Genomic DNA, 19,554 nt, shown 5'->3' on the forward strand with positions numbered 1-19,554 from the left:
CTCCCCTGAGAAAGGAGGCTTTCCCTGTCTGGTGATCTGAAAACCAAGGTCATCAAACTGAGGAGATGGCACTGCTTTCAACCACCTGCCGAAAAGACCTCGAAGCCATCGCCATTCCCCGCCATGCCAGCTGGAATCCGGTGGGTCTGATGGCCGTGCGCAGCTATGTGCGCGAACAACTCACTGCACTTGGAGCAGTGGAGGAACACCCGTTCAGACACGGCAGCCATGAAGGCGTGAATCTGATCCTGAAACTTCCCGGCCTTCATCCCAGGAGCCTGGCCTTACTGGTGGGAGCTCATTACGACGGACCTCTCCAATCGGTGGGAGCCGATGACAATGCCAGTGGGGTGGCAGCCCTGCTTGAGCTGGGCCGACTCTGGAGCACTTCACCACCGCGGCGACCTGTGTGGCTGGTGGCCTTCGATCTGGAGGAATGGGGCCTAATCGGTAGCTCTGTGCTGGCCGCACAACTCAAGGCTGAACAGCAACGGCTCAAGCTGATGGTGAGTCTGGAAATGCTCGCCTACACCAGCGACCAGCAGAGCTACACCAACCCCGCCATGGGCAGGCTCTACGGCAACCGCGGCGACTTCATTGCACTGGTGGCCAACGCGCGTGCCGGCTTGATGCTCAGCCAGCTCACCCGTGCCATGGGGCAACACGTGGCAACCAAAGCGCTGCCGGTGCTACGCGCTGGACTCGATGTGCCGGCTGTGCGCCGTAGCGACCACAGCCCCTTCTGGGATCTCGGATACAACGCCCTGATGGTGACGGACACCTCCTTCCTACGAAACCCGCATTACCACCAGATGAGCGACACGATCGACACTCTCGATCTGCCCTTCCTGGCTGCAGTGATTGATGGACTCGAGGTGGCATTGGCACAGCTTTGAGGTCTCATCAAGACTGTGATTCAAAGGGCTCACTGCAGCTGTCCAACCTCAACTTTCAGGCGGATCACTTGCCGTTATGGGCGATCGCGACGCGCTTCAATAAACAAGGCCCGATCAGCCATGACCTGAGGGAGAAAAGAGCATGAAGCAGCACCCTATGGGGCCCGAGCCGCTCATCGATCAACTAACTGATGGATCGATCAACCCGTAGGCAATGGCTTTCACCACAAGCTGGGTACGGCCTTGAGCACCAAGCTTGCCAGTGGCATTGACGACATGCGTTTTCACTGTCTCGATTGAGATCAGCAGCTGATCAGCAACGGCTTGATTGCTGAGACCCAGAGCAATCAAGGAGACCACCTCGATCTCGCGATCTGAGAGCGGCTCCACCAAAGGTGGAAGTTGTGGCCGAGGCGTTTCCGAGCCCAAACGACGGATCTCCTCGGGGTAATAAACCTGACCCCCAGCAAGAGTTTGCAGCGCCTGAATGAAGTCGCCCCGGCCTGTTCCGAAGCTGGATTTGAACATCACGCCATCGGCATAGGCATCCATGGCCTCGCGCACGACTGCTTGCGTTTCACGAACGAGCACAATCAGGCTTTGACAGCTTGGCGACTCGGCATGGACCCTTTTGATCAGATCAATGCCATAACCGGTTTCCAGATCTGAACTGCAGATCAATAAATCAGGCTTGGTGCGCCGCACCAGCTCGAAGCCTTCATCCTCAGTGGTTGCAGCACCCAAGACCACAGGCCTTATCGGTTCAGTGAGACAAAGACACATCAAGGCCAAGCGATCGCCCATACAGACCACGATCCGCCGGCTCTGCAACAACTGAGCGGCTTGCTCAACAGCTCCTTTCAGAATTCGGGAGTCAAGGAGCAGCTCCATAACGAGTTCAACAGTGGTCTTGTTTTAGCTGGGTTCAACGGGTGCAACTGCCGAGCCCTCATGGCAAACGACACCGCGCATGCAATCGGAATATTGCTCACGTCCTAAACGCCAAGCTTCTTTCGCATTAGCCACCTGCACAGTTTTGGTCTGAAACTCTCCATCACGCAAAATGATCAAGTCGTAGGCGGGTGGCATGAAAGCTTCTGCGCACGCAACACCATTCAGCCCTATTCCAAGAGATCCAGCATCCCTCGGATGAGGGAGCAATCTCTGTTGAATTGAAACTCACTGACCGCTAATTCCCTTCAGTCAAAAAAGTTCCCGATAACTTGCCTGTTCCCAGTTCTGTTGCCATCAATGGTGCGTGGGAAACGCTCTTGGTGGGGCGCCCACGTCATGAGAGCGGAGGCGGCTTCTGTCGCCCCCTCTTCACACGAACAGCTTCAGCGTTTCGGCCTCAGGAGGCTTTGCTCTGTTCTGACTCATCTGCTTCTGAGCGAAGAAAACGTTTGCGCTGTGCCGACTCGTAGCCAGACAGTTCAACCTGTTTCTTCTCGATTGATTTGGGTTTGGGCTTGTCTAAACCCATCAGCAGGGGATGAATTCCTCTTCGGCTCATTTGACTTGTCCGGTTATTTGGATTCCGCGTCTTGGTCGGCATGACCCATCCACGTATTGAAATCATGTCGTGTTCAGATCAGCACTGCGGTGTGATTGGCGACAAATGAAATGGAACGTCGATTGTCATCCAGTGATGGATCGCGAGCCACTCAACCGAATGAAGCTGAGACCTTGGCACAGGCAACATGCTCTTTAGCCCTGCTGGCGTGAAACGTGACCTTGATCAGGCGCTCAAAACCCAGTCTTGGTTGGAGATCACAGCCAGACTGGAGCCAACCGAACCGCAGCCATGCTTCCACTGCTGGCAACAAGCCTGATCGCCATGACCGTGCCGGCAGCAGATGGACCCTGCCCGCAAAGCGTGATCGATCAGCTCAATGGCCTCTATCGCTGGCAGGTGCAACAGATGGATCAGCGCATGGATCAGGTGAAGTCTCTTTCCACTCAGCGCCAGCGCTTCTCACCCTCACTGTTCGAACTACTGATGGAGGCCAGGCAGCTCAGACCTTCGCGTGATGGCCGTTATCTGGATTTCGATGTGTTCAGCAATACCCAGGTCTCAACCTTCGGAGCCACTGTCATTGGCTGCAGTGCGGAGATCGGAAACAGCATCAAGGCTGCGGTAGATGTGCAAGCTGGCCTCAGAGGCAGATCAGGCGAACCCCCGCGCAAGTTGCTCTACGAACTGAACAAGGACAGCACAGGCAGCTGGCGGATCAGCGACATCACCTACCTCAATGAGCAGGTCTTTCAACTCAAGCCGTTTCTGCAGAAGCTGATCAAGTCAATGCCCTGATCCACAACCCCCACCAACGATCGGCAGCGGCCAAGCTGGAACACGAAGTCAACGACTCCGCTTGCGTAGCCCTGCCCCCCTGCTCTGGCGAGATGCCACGGCACGGCTCAATGCAATCGGCATCCCCGGGACGGTGGCGCTGCTCTGGGTAGCCCATCAGCAATACGGCCGTCTGCCTTGGGCCAGCACACTGCACCCGGCGATCCAGCTCGCCAAGGATGGCTTCATGCCAAGCCCGCGGCTGCTGCGTTCGATCAGCCTCGCCCAACGCATCGGAGCGGGTCACAGCAAAACGTTTCAAGCGCTCTACTTACCTGGCGGCAAGCCGCCCCCGGCAGATCAGATCTTCCGCAACCCGGCCCTTGCACGCACGCTGGAAGCACTGGCGCGAAACGGCGGACCTGATTTTTATCAAGGTGCTTTGGCCCGCCAGATCCTGCGAGAGATGGCCGCACTGCAGGCCAGAGAGCCTGAATTCCGCGGCTGGAGCGCAACCGATTTGGCCTCCTATGCCGTACTGCACCGCCAGCCGCTCTGCAGCGAGCAACTCGCGCATCGGGTCTGCACAATGCCGCCACCGAGCAGTGGCGGAGTGGGCCTGCTGCAGACCCTGGCATTGCTGAATCAGTCAACAGATCTCACGCTCTCCAGGGCTGCTGATCCAAACACCTGGCTGCAGCTCGCCAAGGCCCAGGCGTGGGCTGATGCCGACCGCCTTTACTGGGTGCATGACCCGATCAATGCAGCCGTCCCCGCCGCGGCCTTGCTGAATCCCAGTTACATCCGGGGCCGCTCCCAATCGATGCAGGCCATACCTACCGCTCAACCCACACCGGGACTGCCAGCAGGCATCGATCACTATCCCTACGGTCGCCCGGCCCAAGGCCACGAACAGGGCACCACACAGGTGACGATCGTGGATGGATTCGGCAACATCGCCAGCTACACCTCCTCGGTGGAGACGGTCTTCGGGAGTCGGCACCTGGTAGCCGGCATGGTGATGAATAATCAGCTCACCGACTTCGCCTTTGAACCCACGGTTGGGGACCAGCCGATCGCGAATCGACGCCTGCCCGGTCGCCGGCCGATGTCGTCGATGGCGCCATCCCTAGTATTCCGAGACGGCAAACCGGTGCTTGCACTCGGTAGCCCTGGCGGTCGCAGCATTCCCCATCTGCTTAGCCGAGTGCTGCTCGCCTCATTGATCTGGAACGAACCACCACAGCGGGCCGTGGGCCTGCCCCATCTCTCCAGCCGCGGCCAAAGACTCGTGCTGGAGCAAGATCCACCGATTCCCTGGCCGCTGTCGCTGGACCAGCTGCAAATCACTCATCAACCTGTACGCCTATAGCCCATCGGCAGCGGCACCGCTCTGGTGCAGAAGATCAACGGCCGCTGGCATGGAGCGGCCGACCCGCGCCGTGAAGGCACAGCCATGGCAATCTCTGATCCGAGTTCACACCATTCCAGGGTTCAAACGCAGGATCTGAAGCCAGAGCCTTAACGACCAATCACCAGCTCCCTCGCTAAAAAGAATTGGACTGCTGACCTAGCTCAATGAGCCCGCTTGCATGGCCTAGTGATTACTTATCAGCCAATGGCAACGGATTAAATATTCCATCTTTGCTGGATGATTTCAAGGCAAGCAGCGGGTTATTAGATGTCAATGCTGATGAAAATTCTATTTTTCGTTCGACGCTAGAGGCCTTGATCTGGTCTTATCCACTCAATCAAACTTTCCGTTTATATAACCTCAACACCCGCACTCAGGCGCCAGCAAACTCACTCTTTAAGCCTAGTTTTGCCGCCAGCTGGCTGAATGAGAGTTCATCACCAGCACCCAATGCTTCGGTGCTCTACATGCCCGCATGGATTGACCTCAGAAAAGTTGATGAAGCCGATCACGGGGAACAGGTGCTGCAGCTCCCTAAGAACCCAGATGATGCCTATTACATCCTTGCAGTTCTGGATGCTTACATCAACACCGTTGGATCGTTAGGGCCCAGAACGATCCCAAAGGGTGGATCTGAGTTTCCTCAACAGATTCTTTTGGTTGGGCCTGACAGCACTTATTACGGGAAGAGCATTCAAGAAGTCACAATCCAGGGAACCAAGTTGCCGGTGCTCCAGGTGGATACATCCTTGGCTTGGATCACGGCACGCATCGATACCAACACCCTGGACGCCGATGCAATGACAGCCACGCGGGCTTTCATCAACGGCACCAAAGATGACTTGGGTAGCGGTTTTCAGCTCACGTCTCTGAAGGACTTCAAGGAAACCGGAGTCGTCCCTTATTCCAAACCAATCAGTCAATCATCGCCGAATCAAGCAGCAAGCAGGACATGGGGAGAAATCCCCACGCATGCTGTGAAATTCTTCAAGCAAGTTTCTGAAGCACTGGCACTCAATCCTGTCCCTGCTGAACTTGAGACCAATGTCACACCTCCCCCTTATCAAATCTGGATCGGGAACCAGAACTCGCTACAGAATTCCGACACGCCTTACCAGCCTCCCTCTGCTCTCACACCTAAAGATCGGGCTGACCTCAATGCGCGCTTTGCCACGATCGGACTCAATCTGGAAACAGGTTTTTCCCTTCCCGTCAACTGGACAGCGCAGGAAAAAGTTGTCTTCCAGGAGGCCTATCGCTACGGCCTCGATCTGCTGAGTGAAGCCACCACCGCATTGGTGGAAGGCAACATGGATATCAACAATGGTTGGAATATCTCCAACGAAAATATCGGGGTTTACCCCAACACTTGGAGTTCATGGCTTGTTCGCGCTGGTGTTGCTGTTCAAGGAGGTGCAGCCAACATCCCCAATGACGCCGTCTATCCCACCACTGAAATCGATAACGAAGGTCATCCACTCACTAGTACCTATGACTACCAAATTGTCCTGCCGGCAATAGCAGACCAAGCTCCTCCCGAAACCGAAACGTATGCACCGGCCCAAGGCTTCTGGGCCTTCACGATTTACCAGCCAAACCCAGGGAATGCTTACCAGCCTTTCTTGATTGAGAACGCCATCCAGAACACGGCTTATTCACCCATCAATGCCACAGCCACGCTCACCGCGGATGGCCGGCTTCGAACAGCAAAACCCGGAAACTGGAACCGGGGAACCGCTGTTGGTACAGCCCTGTTAACAGGATCTGCGAATGGTGTGAACGGCCTTGATGCCGACACGATTTACTACGTGAATAAAGCTCAGGAGGTCGGCAACGAACTCTTGCTCTCGCTGGCATCTGACTATCAACCGTCTTACGCCAGCAACGGAATCCCGATTGGTGGCGCTGGATCCCCCACCCCTGGCTCGGAGCTCTCGCTCAATGGTGCGCCGGGCAGCCGCCTGTCGTTCGGATGGATTAATCCCGTCGCGCAACTCGGATCCAGTCAGTTGGCAGGTGAAACCAATGCCAGCACGACCCTCGCCATCGAAAGCGATGGATCCATCGCTCTCAGCCTCTCAAGCTTCAAGCCTCAATCCAATGTGCGGAACTGGCTTCCCATCCCGTCGGTCACCGGTTCAGGGTCCTCCAACCCAGCCAATGCCAATGAATTCCAGGTGATGGTCCGCTACTACCTGCCGAAAACGGATACACCATCGGTCCTCGCGCCCAATAACCGACGGCGTGGGTCTCCCGACCTTTATGTGCCTCCAATGATTCAGCGTCTTGGGCTCAACCGCCTCGATACCTGGGATCTCTTGAGCGAACATGGCGAGGCGCTGGTGAAAGCCAAAGAACCGACATTCGGTTCCACCCATCCATTCGATATCCCGTCAGCGTTCAACGGCGATGTCGTTGGAGCCCTAATCGACCTCAGCATCCTGCCTCAGGCCCTCAACGGACAGACCGCAACGGTGAATTACAGCTACTCCCGAGACTGCGCCTACGACAACCGGCTCTTCTTCTATGTCATCGACGACCTCACAGGCAGCATCGACGGTGTTGCGCCGGATGACAGCAGCTACCTGGTGAAAGCCTGGGAGAATCGGGTGCACCCCGAGACCCCGATTGCAACGAGCATCGGTTCGACCCAGAAAGGGGCCATCGAGCTGACGACAGGTCAGCTCTACGCCCCGATCGTGCACAACGGCGAAGGATTGATCTTCACAGCCTTCGACAACGCCAATCCAGGTGGCTACCGACATTTCGATCTACTCAGCGGTAGCAGCTTCGCCTTTGAGGATCAGCTCATTGGCGGCCGTACGCATGACCGCAATGACGGCCTGTTCACGATTCACTCGATTGACCTTTGAGCCAAGGCTCCACCTCCTGACCCTCTTGATGGAGAGAAATCTGACTGTGACCTAACTCGCTAGCCAGGGCCAGTCGATGCCCAGGGTCTCCAGCGGATCCATCACCAGCTTGTTGAGGGCACGACCCAACAGCACCTGCGGTTCATCGGCCCGGATCGGAACCACCGGATGCTGGCGGCTGCGCGGTACGCCGTCACCACGCACAATGCCGCGCCGCAGCAATGAGTTACCCGCTTCCAGACCGCACACGTAAGCGCGTTCCTGGCACAGACCTTTGGCACCGTGTTCTTTATCACCCATCCGCACCCAGTCGCCGGCACAAACCACTGGCGCCAATGAGGTTTCGAGGGGCGGTCGCTTGCTGAAGCTGCCTGGTGAAAACAAAGACACCGAACGCGGATACCGACGCACCTCCTGATCCACGACCCGGGCCTCGGCGAAAGCAGGCTGCGCCATCGGCAGCAGATCCTGCTTCAGACAGTCGACGATGCCCTGATCACTCAATTCAGCAATCGCCGTAGCGTTGTAGAAGTCGCTGGCAATCACCGAGCCCTGCACGGGCTGACCACCCCAGAGCTCCTGCTCATTAGCTTTCTGCAGCTGATCCAGCATGAAAAAAGTGGCCCCGGCACCGTGAAGCGCAGTGAAGCGCGAGAACACATTGGCGGGATCGGCAACCGGTACGTAGCGATCCAGCCATAGCCGCACCGACACCACATCGATCGAACCAAGAGTGCCGGCCTGCACCAGCTCCGGTGCCAGCACACCACACTCTGGCGATTGCGCCATCAAGGCACCCATTCCCTTAGCTCCCATTGCCAGCACTACCGCATCCACGTCATCCAGAACATCCCTGCTCCCCGTCATCACGTTGCGGGTTTCCAACGACCGAATCGTCTGGCCGTCGGCTGACACGTTGAGTTTGGTCGCCAGCGTGCCGCCCAGCACCGCGAGTTGATGGCGCTCCCGTAGCCGGTTACTGAGTGGTGCAATCAGCTGTTCGGCAATGCTCTTGGAGCGAATCCAGCGCACATCAAACGAGTCTTGGTGAGCCAGGGCGTAGTAATACAGAAGCTCCATGGTCACCGCCGCCGAAAGCTCCTCCGGCGGCTTGAACAGCCCCACCAGCAGCGTAGGGCGCAGGAAATCGTCGATCATGCGATCACTGATCCGCAGCTGTTTAAACAGCGTCAGCGCATCGATCGCGTCGTAGCTCCGGTACACCGCGTCGCTGCGGTTGAGATCGAGCATGGCGTAGAGCAGACCAGCGATGCTGAGCCGATCAGACACGGGCAGGCGCTTGAAGTTCTTCACCGTGGCCAACACCTGCCCGACAGGACTGGGCAACTGCGGCGCATCACCAAACACAGGCGCGGTGGCCTCCAAACCATCCGGCGACCAAAAGGCACTGGTGGTGAACTCCGTGTAGATCGAGCCCAGGCCAAGCTCATCGGTGAGGGCGTTGATATTGGGATAGTCCTTCCAAAAGCCGCGGGTGCCGGCTTCGAAGGGCTTGCCGCTCGGGGTTGTGATTGGCTCACTACCGCTGGGATCCGCCATCCCGTCGATCAGAGTCACGCGCACGCCGGCTTCGCAGAGCGCTTTGGCCGTACCCCAGCCTGCCCAGCCGGCACCGACCACCACTACATGAGACGTCTGGTTTGCTGAAAAACCGTTCTCGGCCATTGGGCTTCTGTGCTTGAGCTCAAGTTAGAGAGATCGGCAGCTCAGACATCAACTGCTCTGACAGCCGCCATAGTTCAGCGGCCTTCGGCAGATCAGCGCCATCAGCACTGGTGTCCGTGGGATCAAGCCGATGCCCACCGAACCTCACCACCTTGTTAGTGAAGTAGTTGAACCCCGGCGTGATCTCCGGATCGCACACCAGCTGCGCCAGCAAGCGGCCAGCGTTTTCGGGTGATTCAGTGATCCGCAGCAAATCACGGGCCACGAACGCGAACGCCCCCATGCCCAGCGGGTTACTGCGCTTGTTGTACCGGAAGAAGCCTCCGTTGGTGCGCGTGATCACCAGGCCGGGGCTCCAGGCGATCACCGGCATCACGGCCCCTAGCTGCCGGTTGAGCTCCCGCGCCATCAGCACGTTGCAGAGCTTGCTGTCTTTGTAAGCCTTGTTGCCATCAAAGCTTGGGTTCCCATCCACCATCGCGAAGCCGGGCCCGGCTCGCAGCCCCTGCAGATCGCCGAGATCCGCAGGCTTGCCCACCTTGCCGGCACCGCTGCTGGGGTTGTGCACCTCAGACGCGGTGATCACCACCCGCGGGCTATCGGCCTTGCACAACAGGGGCAGCAGCCGCATCGCCATCAGCTGATGGGCCAGCTGGTTCACAGCAATGGTGAGTTCGATGCCCTGCGCTGAAAACTGTGGGTCGGAGGCACCGGCGTATTGCAAACCGGCATTGAGCACCAGCGCATCCAACGCTGCACCGCTGTCCACAAGCTGGCTGCAGATCGTGGCAACAGCCCCGAGATCGGCTAGGTCGCAGATCAGGATGTGAACGGATCCCGGCAGCAAACTGCGGGTCTGATCGGCCGTGGCCTGGTTGCGGCAGACAATCGTGAGCTCATGCCCCTGGGCGATGAGCACTGTTGCCGCCTCAAAACCCACGCCGGAGCTTCCTCCGGTGAGCAGCACGCGTTTGGATGCAGGATCAGCCATGGAGCTGGAACACGTAGAGCTCGGCGTCACGATCGCTCACCACATAAACCTTGCCACGCTTTGAATCCACGGCGATGCCTTCTGCTTTACGCACACGCTTGGATTGGCCACCGTCTTCGAGACTGAGATCAAGGCGATGCAGCACCCGATCACGCGTCCAGTCGTAATGGAACAGGCATTGCCCCTGATCACTGGCGATCCAGAAGCTGTCGTGCAGGCTGTCGTAGCTCAATCCGGAGAAGTCGAGCCTGCGAGTCCCCCGCTTTGGATGAGAGAAGCCGTTCTCTGGCGTTAGCAATCGCGACGACAGGATCGTGCTGCATGCAGCATCGAGTTCGATGAGCAGCCCTGGTCGACATTCCTTGACCACAAATACGTGCTGATTGGTGCTGTTTACCGTGATCCCCTCCAGACCCTTGTTGTCGGGCTGAGCGGGGAAGTGCATAGCAACGCTGGCGTAATTGACCATCTCGGCCAGGGGGCGACTCTGCAATTCACGACGACTGGCGAGATCAATACTGACCACCGAATTGGTCTCCTCCTGCACAGCCAGCAGCAGCCTGCCGTCGCAGCTGAGGGCGAGACCCTCCAGCCCTGTCGCATTCACAAAAAACGACTCACTGGTCGACACCCGGCCATTGAGATCCATGCAAAAGATGGCCTTCGTATCGTCGCTGACCGTGAAAAGCGCCGTGCCATCAGCATTGAGGCTGAGGCCCGAGGGTTCATTCAGGCCAAGAGCTGGATCTCCGATGCGTTGCCTGTGGATCAGCTCGAGGCGGAATGGCCCCATCAACACCCACGCGAGTCACTGAAGTGATTGTGAGTCCAGGACAAGCCGGGCATCAGCGCTGAAGTGTCGGGTGCAACACATTGTGAACGCTAATGAGAATCACTTGCTCCAAGCAGAACGGCCATGCTTTGTTGCGACTGAATCTCAGATGCAAGGACAATGCTTCGGCTGTTCGGCGATCGTCAATCCCTGCTGGAAGCGCTGATGCAGGACTGGGCCGAGGCCCAACTGCAACTGCCCAGCGCAAGCGAAATCCCCCAGCGCCTGCGCATGCAACGCAGGCCGTTGCGCTCCTCCGGCAGCTGAGCACAACGGAAGAATTGCCAAAGTTGCTCAGTTCCTCCCCCAGGCTCTCTAAGGTCTGCTCGAAAGGAATTCGTTCTATAGGAGGAATTGCGCGATGTCTGATGGCAAGCACAAGTTCGAGGAGTATGAGCTCCCTTTCGGCACCAACGAAAAGCACACGACTGAAGAGTTCGATCCCAAAAAGGATGCGGGAGTGAATAACCCCGACAGCCGTCACCGCGACAAAGTGCTCGACGAGATCTGCGATACCCATCCGGGCTCACCGATGTGCAAAGTCTTTGACGAGTGAAATCCTGAACATGACTGCTTAACCCCCACCAGCGAGTGGGGGTTTTTTGTGGCCTGAACCTCCAGAGCAAGCTCAGCGCACGCTGTCAAATGCCTTGGCACGCACCTTGCGGAAGTTGGGAGCGGAATTGGCCGTTGAGCGGGTGATTGCCAAGATCAGGCCACCGATCAACCCCAGATTCATGTAAAAACCCGCATCGATTGGGAAGGTGTGGAAGATCAAGGTGGTGGGCACCAAAAACACCAGCAACAGCGAGGCACCAAAAATCGTGTCACCGCCGAACACCAGCAGGATCGAGCCGGCGATCAGCACCAGAATTGCAGCCAACAGCAGCACGTTCGCCAGTGGTTCAGGGATGCCTTTGGAGGCGATGAAACCGGCATTACCCGTGAAGTCGCTGAGCTTGCCCGGCAGTGCATGAACAAACACGGCCGCAAGCAATACGCGGCCTAAAAAATCCAAAACTTTGGAAGGCGAAACGGGAGTACTCATGTCGATCGAGCGGTCGCAGGCACCGCCTTGGTAGTGGTTGAAACAATAGTGACCAATTTGAGTCCGGCCATGCGAGCCACCGTCCTGTCGCTGATCACCCTCGCCGGCCTGCTGCTTCCAAGTGCTGCGACTCTGGCTCACCGGAACCACAGTTCCCAGAGCGTGACGCCCGCAAGCGAACAGCACCAAGCTCCCCGCCATGCACCATCCACCACCGAGAAAGTGAAAGTGGAATCCCTGGGCAGCCTGGATCTCTCGAGGGAATTCACCGCACTGCAAGGTCGAATGCTGCGCACCCGACGAATCACGATTGCCCCCGGTGGGTCGGTGGCCTGGCATCAGCATCAGCAACGGCCTGGGGTCGCCTACCTGCTCAATGGATCCCTAGTCGAGATCCGCGATGACGGAACAGGTCCCCGCGCGATCCAGCGCAAGGCCGGAGAGGCCGTGTTCGAATCCACCGGTGTGCTGCACGGCTGGAGAAATGACTCAGACCAACCAGCCACCGCCGTGGTGATCGATCTGGTGCCACAGACGCAGCCCTAACAGCCAGGGTCAGCTGAAGCGCTCAGTCATTTATTCATCCCACTCGGTGGTAGGCATCCCCTCCACCGAAGCCACCATCACCCACACCACCGTGGGCTTGTCGCTGTTGTTTTGAACGAAATGAGGCTCCTTGGAGCCCTCGATGAAACTTTCGCCTGGCTTGAACACGCTGGTCACCTCCGTGCCATCCGGCTGAACCCGGGTGTTGAGCAGATCCCCGGATTCAAATCCCTGCACATGCACCAGCATCGGAGCGGGGTGGGTGTGTACAGGAATCTTGCCACCCACCGGGAGTTCCACCCGATACAGGCGCAACTCGGGATTGCCCTCCGGGTAGCTCAAAGCAGTGCCGTTGAGCGTCTTCGAGCCTTTGAAAATCTCCTCAATCTTGACCTCAGTCGCAGCGGGCTCCGCAGGCGCGGCGGCCTTGGTTGTTTCACGTCCCCGGTTCGAGCAACCGGCAACGCCCACCATCAGAACAGAGGCTGCCGCCAAGGCGGGGAGAACAAACTTGCGCATGGATTCGGAGGTCGGAACAGACACTTTTGTCAGTGTGACCATGATTCAGCCCACAATCCTTGTGAACGCGAATATTGATGACCTTTCAGTGAAGTCATGGTCGGATTCGATGCATCCACACCGTTCATGTTGCTGGCGCGCATTCATGTGAAACCAGGCTGCGTGGACGCTTACCTCAAGCTTGCCGAAGCCACTGATGCCGCCGTACAGACCAGTGAACCCGGCATGCTGCATCACACCTTCGATCAGGACCCCGACGATCCTCAGGCTTTCGTGTGGTCTGAGGTCTATGCCAATGATGCGGCCTTCGCGGCACATGTCAGCAACCCACCAGTGCAGGACTATCTCAAACAACATGTCGAACTGGGGGATGGCTTCAGCATCGAGGTGTACGGCACCGTGGGCGCTGAATGCCGCGCTCTGATGGAGTCCTTCGGGCTGCCGCTGAAAATCTTCGCCAGCAAGCTGGGCTACAGCCGTGTCTAAGGCTTGTGACGTCTTCCTCGTCGCAGAGTTGCTGAAACTCAGAGGTTCTCGCACGAGTCCGTGCAGCACTCAGCAGCACTCAATGGAATGTTTTCATCCGTTTCAGTAATGCTTCTGAGTTTTGAAATTGATGAGTCCTCAGACCATCAACACAACCGGGAAGCGGCATGGGCTCTTCTTCTGCTTCGCCTTATAACGCTTAATCGCCATCCCACACCGTGAGAGTCCCGGTCGAAAAGGCATTTCTCATTCATTCATCTCGAAACTTCACAGAGCAACACCCACGCCATGAACTTCCATTGCCGGACGCAGTCAATTTGACAATGACGAATACGTTGTTGGGGAAGTGAGTCAGGCGATGAAAACTGCTGTCATCCCTGAATTCGAACAGGAACGTCTCAAGGCCCTGAGTGAATACAGGATTCTCGGGACTCGCCCTGAGCAGTCATACGACGACATCACTCATATGGCCTCACTGGTGTGCGAGGCCCCCATTGCACTGCTCAGCTTGGTGGACAGCGACCGGCAGTGGTTCAAATCGAAGGTGGGAATCGAGGCTGAGGAAACCCCCAGAGACTGGTCGTTCTGCGCCCATGCCATCCACAGCGACCAGCCCCTGATCGTGACCGATGCTCTTCAAGACGATCGCTTTGTCGACAACCCCTTGGTATGCGGCGATCCGAAAATCAGGTTCTATGCAGGCTTTCCGCTCAACAACGAAGCAGAGCATCGAATCGGAACGCTGTGTGTGATCGACCGCAAGCCCAGTCAGCTCTCAGGCAACCAGCTGCAGATCATGCAAGCCCTGTCTCGACAAGTGGTGTCATTCCTTGATCTGAGAAAACGTTCGTTCAATCTGCTCGAATCGTTCTGCTCCGAAACCAAGCCTTCAGGAATCATCTCCACTTGCAGCTATTGCCGCAAAGCCAAGGATGAACGTGGGGATTGGGTGCATCTCGATCAATACCTGGCTCGTCGCAGCACCTTGAACTTCTCGCATGGCATCTGCGACGGCTGCATTGAAGAGCACTTTCCCGAAGTGCTGGAAGCATGGCAAGCAGAGAGCAAGAAGTCTGGGCAACAAGCTCAGGTGATTGAGGATGGTCTCTGATCAAGCCAGCTGACGACCTTTCCAGGTCCAGCCGCGGCCGGTGAGCGTGCGCCACACCGACACCGGTCCGATCGCCCCCAGCAGCAGTCCGCCTGCACCCATCAGCCACCAGTAGGTGAGCGGCACATCAAAGCGTTGTCGCTGCCAGAAACGTAGAGCTAACTGCTGCCCAATCCCCAGCAACGACAATCCAAGCAAAATCAACCACCAAAGCGACAACTGGGGCAATAGCCAAAGCAAGACAAGCGCCGAAGGCAGAAGCAGCCAGGGAATACTGAACATCAGCACCACCACAGCGGCGGCACCGAGAGCCTTGCCTACATCGCGATCGAGACCGATCAACCAGTTTTTGGTCCATCCCTCCCAGAGCGATGGCAGATCGGCATACATGCGCAGATCCACGGCATCAAGACCGAGCAGGTAGCGCAATCGAAAGCCACCGCCCTTGATGCCCCTTGCCAGGGCCAGATCCTCCACCACTTCGGACGCAAGGGCGCGATGTCCACCGATGGCCTCGTAAGCACTGCGGCGAAACAGCATGAAGGGCCCTGCCGCAAAGGCCACCTCTGAAGCAGGATCATTGGTGGCCTCGATCGGAAACCCCAGCCCCAGCAGGCTGGCCATGATCGGTTGCACCATCCACTCCGCCAGGCAGCCGCATCCAAGCCGCGGCGCCAGGCTGAACAGATCCGCCTGCTCCCGGATCGCCTGAGCCAGAGCACGGCGCAAGGCCGCGGGTTGCAGACGTACATCGGCATCGATGAACAGCACCCAGTGGCTGCGCACCTGGTCCATGGCTCGGGTGCAGGCCCAGTTTTTGCCCACCCAGCGCTCACCAGCTGGACGAGGACCAGCCCCGATCAGTTCAAATGGCGGCTGTGCAACGTTGTGTTCTGCCGCCGCGAGCGTTGCCCTTTCGGCAGTGACATCCGTGGAATCGTCATCCACCACCAACACTTGCCAGTCCGAGCAGGGCGGATCACTGGCGAGCACACTGCTCAGACATTGACCGATGTTGTCGGCTTCGTTGTAGGCGGGGATCACCACGCACAGGGAGGTGTCCGGTGGATCAAGCTCCGGGGCAGCGTCGAGGCAAGGGGCGATCGAGAACACCCGCTGCAACCCGAGCAGGGCAATCAGCAGACCCGAGCAGGCGGAAAAAGCGATGGCCACCAACAACAGGGCTGTGGTCAGCAGAGGGTCCAACACAACATCCCAATCCATCACTCCAGGAAATCACTCAGGGTTGCTGAAGAAGCAACCTCAAGTCTTGCGTGAGTTGCCGCCCGTACCTCCAGAACCCCTTTTATTCCTGTAGCCCTGTGCTTCAGCCAGGTGGCGCAAATAAACGATCTGATGACGATCGGGAAGACCAGCAGCAGCGATCAGACCCAGCAGACCAAACAGCAGGCCAGCAACGAACCACATCCGGCTGTTGCGAGCCTTCTGCTGCGCAATCGTCGCAGCCAGGAAAGCGCTGGCCAGATGTGAAGCGGCAATCAACAGCAGCAGCATCCAGTCCATGGGCAGAGAATCACGTCACTTCATCTAGCTAGCCACGACTTCAGCGAATGGCTCAAGCTGCTGTCAACAAAGGCTCGTACATCATCAGAGCATGGTTTTCTACCAGCAACTTGTCTGAGCTGGAACCATCACTATTCTGTCGGATCTGGTAAATCTGATTGTGCCTGGAATAGCCACCCCAGACCTGTTGCTTGATCTGGTGGTGACGCTCTTCCAGGATGTAAGTCGATGAATAATTGGTGTCACAAAAGAGTTCACCATGCAAATACATTTCATCCAGCCATAAATGAATGCGAAAGCAGTAGGCCGTTTGATTGGTCAACTGCAGGTCGACATAGTTGTAAGCCAGTGTTGCTCCTGCCCCGAAAGGAATCGATCGATTCACATCAGGGAAAACATCAAATCCATGGCGCCAACGCTCGGTGATCGTGAGTGGACTGTGCCCTGCGATCCAAAACAAAAGGTTCCCAAGCTGGCAAAGCCCCCCTCCCAGACCTTGAGCAATCGTTCCCTGTTTCAACACCAAACCATCCAGATAACCTTTGCTTCTGGTCGGTCGACCAACCAGCTTCCACACCGAAAAAGTGTCGCCAGGGCGCAAAACAACCCGGTCCAACCGGGCAATAGCCAGCTGAAGATTCCTGCGCTTGTTGTGCTGAAGCTGAGGATCCACCCCTGACAAGGGACGAAGAATCAACGACTGATGATTGAACTTCAGATGGTTAATCAACAGGGCGTCCGAGCGGGCCGCCCAGGTCTGGCCACCCATAGACCAGTGGATCTTTCTTTTTGCAATATGGAACTCACGACCCAGCAATTGCCGGATCCTGCCGCGCTGAATGGGTTGGGAAAGTTCAAACATGCCCAGCAGAGGACTCGATCAAAGATCAGCCACGAATTTTGAATGGCCATACAGAGACTCGTCCATCGGAGTCAATCGCCGCCAATGCGGTGTCATCCGGTTTCCAACACAGCGCACTGATTCTTTCAGCAGTGAAGGCGCCTCCGAGTGGGTTGCCATCACCATTGTGATCGAGTAGCCAGACGAACACCGAACCATCCCTTGCACCGGAGGCCAGAAACAATCCTTCATGCGCAAAAGCCAGGCTGGAAATGGCTTCAGGGTGAAGCACAAGCTGACCCGGCAGTGATCCTTCAGGACCATCGCCTTGAAAATTCCAGACAACAATCTGATCGCTACCGCCAGTGGCCAGTAAGTGGCCGCTTTGATCAAACGCGAGTTGACTGGGCTTGCCTGGATAGCCCGTCATCTCAGCATCCAGACCGGTTGATCGGCGCCAGAAATGCACGGAATTGTCCTGGCTGCCGCAAGCCACGATGTCTCCATCGGGACTCAACACCATGGAGACAAGGGATCCTTGCCATTTCAGTTCCTGAGCAACTTGTTTCCTGGAGATGTCAAAGAAACTGACCTTTCCATAGCAAGCAGTGGCGAGCTCATCGGGCTTCGACCAGGACATCGAACTGACGGTGCTGGGGTGTTCGCCAGTGCACCATGTCTCAACCCCTTCAGAGTTGTAAATGTGAACATTTTTTGATGCGGCAACAGCGAGCATTTCGCCATTATCTGACCAGGCAAGATGTTCAACCCAAACGTTACCAGGTTGAATCGAATGCAGGATTTCTCCCTGCTGACTATCGCAGATTAAGACACATCCATCCTGACCAGATGTGGCGAAATAATCCCCTTTAGGATGAATTGCCAAAGCCAGTAAGCCGCCTTGGTGAAGATTACTTTTAGTCCAAATTCGTTCACCGGATTGTCCCGCAAAGAGAGACAATCCACCGGCGACATCACACACCAGAAGATTATCTTCTTCACCAATCCATCCACAGGCCAGCGCATAGTCATCAACCTGGGCAGTCCAACCTTCATGAAGCATGCCCTGGGGGGCAAACGTCTTCAGATCAGGCATTGGGCAAAGTCCTTGCGTATCTGGGCCTCATCAAGGTTACGGCCGATGAACACGAGCTGATTGCAGCGCGGCGCATCTCCCCATTCTTGCCCTGGCTGGGCGGTGAATAACATGTGAACTCCCTGAAACACAATTCTTCGGGATTCATTTTGATAGCTGATAATTCCCTTAGTGCGGAAAATATCAACACCCTTTTCGGCAAGCAATGTTCCCATCCACGCGTTGAGCCTTTCAGGGTCAACATTGCCCTCACACTCAATGGCCATGGAGCCGACCTCATCGTCGTGCTCATGCTCTGCAACCCAGGCTCGCTCTTTAACGGGACTCACTGGCTGCCCATCTTTGATGATCTTCAGATTAAATTCCTCTGCCGTGTGCTGGGCGTAGAAGCCAATCGTTCCTTCACTTTTCACTTCAAATGGAAAAAATTTCGTGCCCTTCGTCTCCAATTCAAGGCTGAGATGTTGATTGGCAGCAATCGAATCATTTGGCTTGATAGATTGCGCGGCCTGGGCGAAGAGCCGAACGCACTGCTCTGCGCTCTGCTTCAGCGCATCTTCATCAGCTTGCTGCCCTGGAATTGCAACCAGAGACATCTCAGGGTCTGGTCCATCATCGAGAGTCATCTCATATTTCCCTGGCTCGAGCTGATAGACACCGGTCCACTCAAAGGGATATTCCGGCTCAAGAAAGGTGGGACGACGCTCCAGAATCTGGTCAAGATCAAAGGCGCTTAGATTCAGCACCGTCTCAACAGGCACTTCAGCCTGAGTGCTACGCACTACACGAGCCATGGTGTTCATGTCTCGCAGGCGTGACTCCAATTTCAACAATGATTCCTCAGGAACAAGGTCAGACTTGTTGAGGATCAAGACATCAGCAAAAGCCACTTGTTCAGAGCTTTCATTACTTCGTTCAAGCTGTTGATCAATGTGCGCAGCATCAATGAGCGTGACAATTCCATCAAGCGTGAATTCATCCCTAATCTCGTCATCCATAAAAAATGTCTGCGCAACTGGCCCAGGATCAGCAAGCCCAGTTGTTTCAACCAAGACGTAATCAAATTTGTCGCGTCGTTTCATCAGGTTGCCAAGAACCCGGATCAGATCGCCTCGAATTGTGCAACAAATGCACCCATTCGACATCTCAAAGACCTCTTCATCAGCATTGATCACAAGCCCTTGATCAATACCAACCTCCCCGTACTCATTCTCAATCACAGCAATGCGTTTGCCATGTTCCTCACTTAATATCTTATTCAATAAAGTTGTTTTTCCAGAGCCCAAATAGCCGGTCAAAATCGTAACGGGTACTTTTTGATACATTCACACCGAACGGCAAGCTTTCACAACACTAGTGAGAGCGGGCAGTCGACGAGATAATGATTATCATTGGTATGAG

20 protein-coding genes are annotated in these 19,554 nt (G+C 56.5%); 9 read left to right on the forward strand and 11 right to left on the reverse strand.

The annotated features are described in order from the left end of the window. The first annotated feature begins 65 nt into the window (after positions 1-65). Entirely contained in the window at positions 66-896 is an 831-nt protein-coding gene (locus tag SynBIOSU31_RS08880) for a M28 family peptidase (protein WP_186489288.1), read from the forward strand. 180 nt (positions 897-1,076) lie between these two features. Here SynBIOSU31_RS08880 and SynBIOSU31_RS08885 read toward each other — a convergent pair whose 3' ends face one another. Next, positions 1,077-1,787: a response regulator transcription factor gene (locus SynBIOSU31_RS08885; protein WP_186489290.1), complete on the reverse strand. Its 711-nt coding sequence runs from the start codon at positions 1,785-1,787 to the stop codon at positions 1,077-1,079. A gap of 913 nt (positions 1,788-2,700) precedes the next feature. On the opposite strand from SynBIOSU31_RS08885, the gene SynBIOSU31_RS08890 reads away from it, so the two are divergent. The 3 genes from SynBIOSU31_RS08890 to SynBIOSU31_RS08900 all read left to right on the forward strand — a co-directional run bounded on the left by SynBIOSU31_RS08890 (position 2,701) and on the right by SynBIOSU31_RS08900 (position 7,473). Continuing rightward, complete coding sequence (locus SynBIOSU31_RS08890; protein ID WP_255477173.1) at positions 2,701-3,207, forward strand: DUF3828 domain-containing protein; 507 nt, start codon at positions 2,701-2,703, stop codon at positions 3,205-3,207. 61 nt (positions 3,208-3,268) lie between these two features. Beyond that, positions 3,269-4,558, forward strand: a complete 1,290-nt coding sequence (locus SynBIOSU31_RS08895; protein WP_255477174.1) for a gamma-glutamyltransferase — start codon at positions 3,269-3,271, stop codon at positions 4,556-4,558. Between the two features lie 206 nt (positions 4,559-4,764). Next, the gene (locus SynBIOSU31_RS08900; RefSeq protein WP_255477175.1) at positions 4,765-7,473 is read left to right on the forward strand and encodes a DUF1254 domain-containing protein; all 2,709 of its coding nucleotides are present in this window, start codon (positions 4,765-4,767) and stop codon (positions 7,471-7,473) included. A 51-nt stretch (positions 7,474-7,524) separates the two neighbouring features. On the opposite strand, the gene SynBIOSU31_RS08905 is transcribed toward SynBIOSU31_RS08900, so the two are convergent. From SynBIOSU31_RS08905 to SynBIOSU31_RS08915, 3 genes are read right to left on the reverse strand one after another with little or no spacing between them, the layout of a single operon-like run. After that, on the reverse strand, positions 7,525-9,159 hold the full coding sequence (locus SynBIOSU31_RS08905; RefSeq protein WP_186489292.1) for a hydroxysqualene dehydroxylase: 1,635 nt from the start codon (positions 9,157-9,159) through the stop codon (positions 7,525-7,527). 19 nt (positions 9,160-9,178) lie between these two features. Next, positions 9,179-10,150, reverse strand: coding sequence for an SDR family NAD(P)-dependent oxidoreductase (locus SynBIOSU31_RS08910; RefSeq protein WP_186489296.1), 972 nt, complete (start codon positions 10,148-10,150; stop codon positions 9,179-9,181). Next, positions 10,143-10,943, reverse strand: coding sequence for an SdiA-regulated domain-containing protein (locus tag SynBIOSU31_RS08915; RefSeq protein WP_186489299.1), 801 nt, complete (start codon positions 10,941-10,943; stop codon positions 10,143-10,145). The genes SynBIOSU31_RS08910 and SynBIOSU31_RS08915 overlap by 8 nt, the downstream gene beginning before the upstream one ends. Positions 10,944-11,102: 159 nt before the next feature. On the opposite strand from SynBIOSU31_RS08915, the gene SynBIOSU31_RS08920 reads away from it, so the two are divergent. Further along, on the forward strand, positions 11,103-11,249 hold the full coding sequence (locus SynBIOSU31_RS08920) for a hypothetical protein (protein WP_186489301.1): 147 nt from the start codon (positions 11,103-11,105) through the stop codon (positions 11,247-11,249). 94 nt (positions 11,250-11,343) lie between these two features. Beyond that, positions 11,344-11,538 carry a hypothetical protein gene (locus SynBIOSU31_RS08925; RefSeq protein WP_186489303.1) on the forward strand — a complete coding sequence of 65 codons (195 nt, stop codon included), beginning with the start codon at positions 11,344-11,346 and terminating at the stop codon, positions 11,536-11,538. Between the two features lie 72 nt (positions 11,539-11,610). On the opposite strand, the gene SynBIOSU31_RS08930 is transcribed toward SynBIOSU31_RS08925, so the two are convergent. Then, entirely contained in the window at positions 11,611-12,030 is a 420-nt protein-coding gene (locus SynBIOSU31_RS08930) for a DoxX family protein (RefSeq protein WP_186489304.1), read from the reverse strand. A 69-nt stretch (positions 12,031-12,099) separates the two neighbouring features. Between SynBIOSU31_RS08930 and SynBIOSU31_RS08935 the strand changes: the two genes are divergently transcribed. Then, positions 12,100-12,576, forward strand: a complete 477-nt coding sequence (locus tag SynBIOSU31_RS08935; RefSeq protein ID WP_186489306.1) for a cupin domain-containing protein — start codon at positions 12,100-12,102, stop codon at positions 12,574-12,576. A 30-nt stretch (positions 12,577-12,606) separates the two neighbouring features. Here the strand turns inward: SynBIOSU31_RS08935 and SynBIOSU31_RS08940 are convergent, their stop codons facing one another. Then, positions 12,607-13,095, reverse strand: a complete 489-nt coding sequence (locus SynBIOSU31_RS08940; protein WP_186489308.1) for a cupin domain-containing protein — start codon at positions 13,093-13,095, stop codon at positions 12,607-12,609. A 96-nt stretch (positions 13,096-13,191) separates the two neighbouring features. Between SynBIOSU31_RS08940 and SynBIOSU31_RS08945 the strand changes: the two genes are divergently transcribed. Both SynBIOSU31_RS08945 and SynBIOSU31_RS08950 read left to right on the forward strand, forming a co-directional pair. Further along, positions 13,192-13,581, forward strand: a complete 390-nt coding sequence (locus SynBIOSU31_RS08945) for a putative quinol monooxygenase (protein WP_186489309.1) — start codon at positions 13,192-13,194, stop codon at positions 13,579-13,581. 358 nt (positions 13,582-13,939) lie between these two features. Beyond that, positions 13,940-14,692 carry a GAF domain-containing protein gene (locus tag SynBIOSU31_RS08950; protein ID WP_186489311.1) on the forward strand — a complete coding sequence of 251 codons (753 nt, stop codon included), beginning with the start codon at positions 13,940-13,942 and terminating at the stop codon, positions 14,690-14,692. Here SynBIOSU31_RS08950 and SynBIOSU31_RS08955 read toward each other — a convergent pair whose 3' ends face one another. Genes SynBIOSU31_RS08955 through SynBIOSU31_RS08975 form a run of 5 tightly spaced genes read right to left on the reverse strand, consistent with a single transcriptional unit; the run spans position 14,693 to position 19,478 of the window. Then, a complete protein-coding gene (locus tag SynBIOSU31_RS08955) occupies positions 14,693-15,916 on the reverse strand; it encodes a glycosyltransferase (RefSeq protein WP_186489312.1) in 1,224 nt (407 codons plus the stop codon). 39 nt (positions 15,917-15,955) lie between these two features. Beyond that, positions 15,956-16,216 (reverse strand): hypothetical protein, encoded by a 261-nt coding sequence (locus SynBIOSU31_RS08960; RefSeq protein WP_186489314.1) that lies wholly within the window; start codon positions 16,214-16,216, stop codon positions 15,956-15,958. Between the two features lie 52 nt (positions 16,217-16,268). Beyond that, the gene (locus tag SynBIOSU31_RS08965) at positions 16,269-17,078 is read right to left on the reverse strand and encodes a VanW family protein (RefSeq protein WP_186489315.1); all 810 of its coding nucleotides are present in this window, start codon (positions 17,076-17,078) and stop codon (positions 16,269-16,271) included. A 25-nt stretch (positions 17,079-17,103) separates the two neighbouring features. Further along, complete coding sequence (locus SynBIOSU31_RS08970; RefSeq protein WP_186489317.1) at positions 17,104-18,153, reverse strand: WD40 repeat domain-containing protein; 1,050 nt, start codon at positions 18,151-18,153, stop codon at positions 17,104-17,106. Next, complete coding sequence (locus tag SynBIOSU31_RS08975) at positions 18,141-19,478, reverse strand: CobW family GTP-binding protein (protein WP_186489318.1); 1,338 nt, start codon at positions 19,476-19,478, stop codon at positions 18,141-18,143. The genes SynBIOSU31_RS08970 and SynBIOSU31_RS08975 overlap by 13 nt, the downstream gene beginning before the upstream one ends. Positions 19,479-19,554: the final 76 nt, after the last annotated feature.

It is taken from the genome of Synechococcus sp. BIOS-U3-1 (assembly GCF_014279975.1).
Lineage (GTDB): Bacteria > Cyanobacteriota > Cyanobacteriia > PCC-6307 > Cyanobiaceae > Synechococcus_C.

What these genes read in the sequence shown, in the direction of transcription:
- SynBIOSU31_RS08880 (WP_186489288.1), top strand. Translation starts at nt 66, where the DNA reads ATGGCACTGCTTTCAACCACCTGCCGAAAAGACCTCGAAGCCATCGCC.
- SynBIOSU31_RS08885 (WP_186489290.1), bottom strand. Translation starts at nt 1,787, where the DNA reads ATGGAGCTGCTCCTTGACTCCCGAATTCTGAAAGGAGCTGTTGAGCAA.
- SynBIOSU31_RS08890 (WP_255477173.1), top strand. Translation starts at nt 2,701, where the DNA reads ATGCTTCCACTGCTGGCAACAAGCCTGATCGCCATGACCGTGCCGGCA.
- SynBIOSU31_RS08900 (WP_255477175.1), top strand. Translation starts at nt 4,765, where the DNA reads ATGAGCCCGCTTGCATGGCCTAGTGATTACTTATCAGCCAATGGCAAC.
- SynBIOSU31_RS08905 (WP_186489292.1), bottom strand. Translation starts at nt 9,159, where the DNA reads ATGGCCGAGAACGGTTTTTCAGCAAACCAGACGTCTCATGTAGTGGTG.
- SynBIOSU31_RS08910 (WP_186489296.1), bottom strand. Translation starts at nt 10,150, where the DNA reads ATGGCTGATCCTGCATCCAAACGCGTGCTGCTCACCGGAGGAAGCTCC.
- SynBIOSU31_RS08915 (WP_186489299.1), bottom strand. Translation starts at nt 10,943, where the DNA reads ATGGGGCCATTCCGCCTCGAGCTGATCCACAGGCAACGCATCGGAGAT.
- SynBIOSU31_RS08920 (WP_186489301.1), top strand. Translation starts at nt 11,103, where the DNA reads ATGCTTCGGCTGTTCGGCGATCGTCAATCCCTGCTGGAAGCGCTGATG.
- SynBIOSU31_RS08925 (WP_186489303.1), top strand. Translation starts at nt 11,344, where the DNA reads ATGTCTGATGGCAAGCACAAGTTCGAGGAGTATGAGCTCCCTTTCGGC.
- SynBIOSU31_RS08930 (WP_186489304.1), bottom strand. Translation starts at nt 12,030, where the DNA reads ATGAGTACTCCCGTTTCGCCTTCCAAAGTTTTGGATTTTTTAGGCCGC.
- SynBIOSU31_RS08935 (WP_186489306.1), top strand. Translation starts at nt 12,100, where the DNA reads ATGCGAGCCACCGTCCTGTCGCTGATCACCCTCGCCGGCCTGCTGCTT.
- SynBIOSU31_RS08940 (WP_186489308.1), bottom strand. Translation starts at nt 13,095, where the DNA reads ATGCGCAAGTTTGTTCTCCCCGCCTTGGCGGCAGCCTCTGTTCTGATG.
- SynBIOSU31_RS08945 (WP_186489309.1), top strand. Translation starts at nt 13,192, where the DNA reads ATGGTCGGATTCGATGCATCCACACCGTTCATGTTGCTGGCGCGCATT.
- SynBIOSU31_RS08950 (WP_186489311.1), top strand. Translation starts at nt 13,940, where the DNA reads ATGAAAACTGCTGTCATCCCTGAATTCGAACAGGAACGTCTCAAGGCC.
- SynBIOSU31_RS08955 (WP_186489312.1), bottom strand. Translation starts at nt 15,916, where the DNA reads ATGGATTGGGATGTTGTGTTGGACCCTCTGCTGACCACAGCCCTGTTG.
- SynBIOSU31_RS08960 (WP_186489314.1), bottom strand. Translation starts at nt 16,216, where the DNA reads ATGGACTGGATGCTGCTGCTGTTGATTGCCGCTTCACATCTGGCCAGC.
- SynBIOSU31_RS08965 (WP_186489315.1), bottom strand. Translation starts at nt 17,078, where the DNA reads ATGTTTGAACTTTCCCAACCCATTCAGCGCGGCAGGATCCGGCAATTG.
- SynBIOSU31_RS08970 (WP_186489317.1), bottom strand. Translation starts at nt 18,153, where the DNA reads ATGCCTGATCTGAAGACGTTTGCCCCCCAGGGCATGCTTCATGAAGGT.
- SynBIOSU31_RS08975 (WP_186489318.1), bottom strand. Translation starts at nt 19,478, where the DNA reads ATGTATCAAAAAGTACCCGTTACGATTTTGACCGGCTATTTGGGCTCT.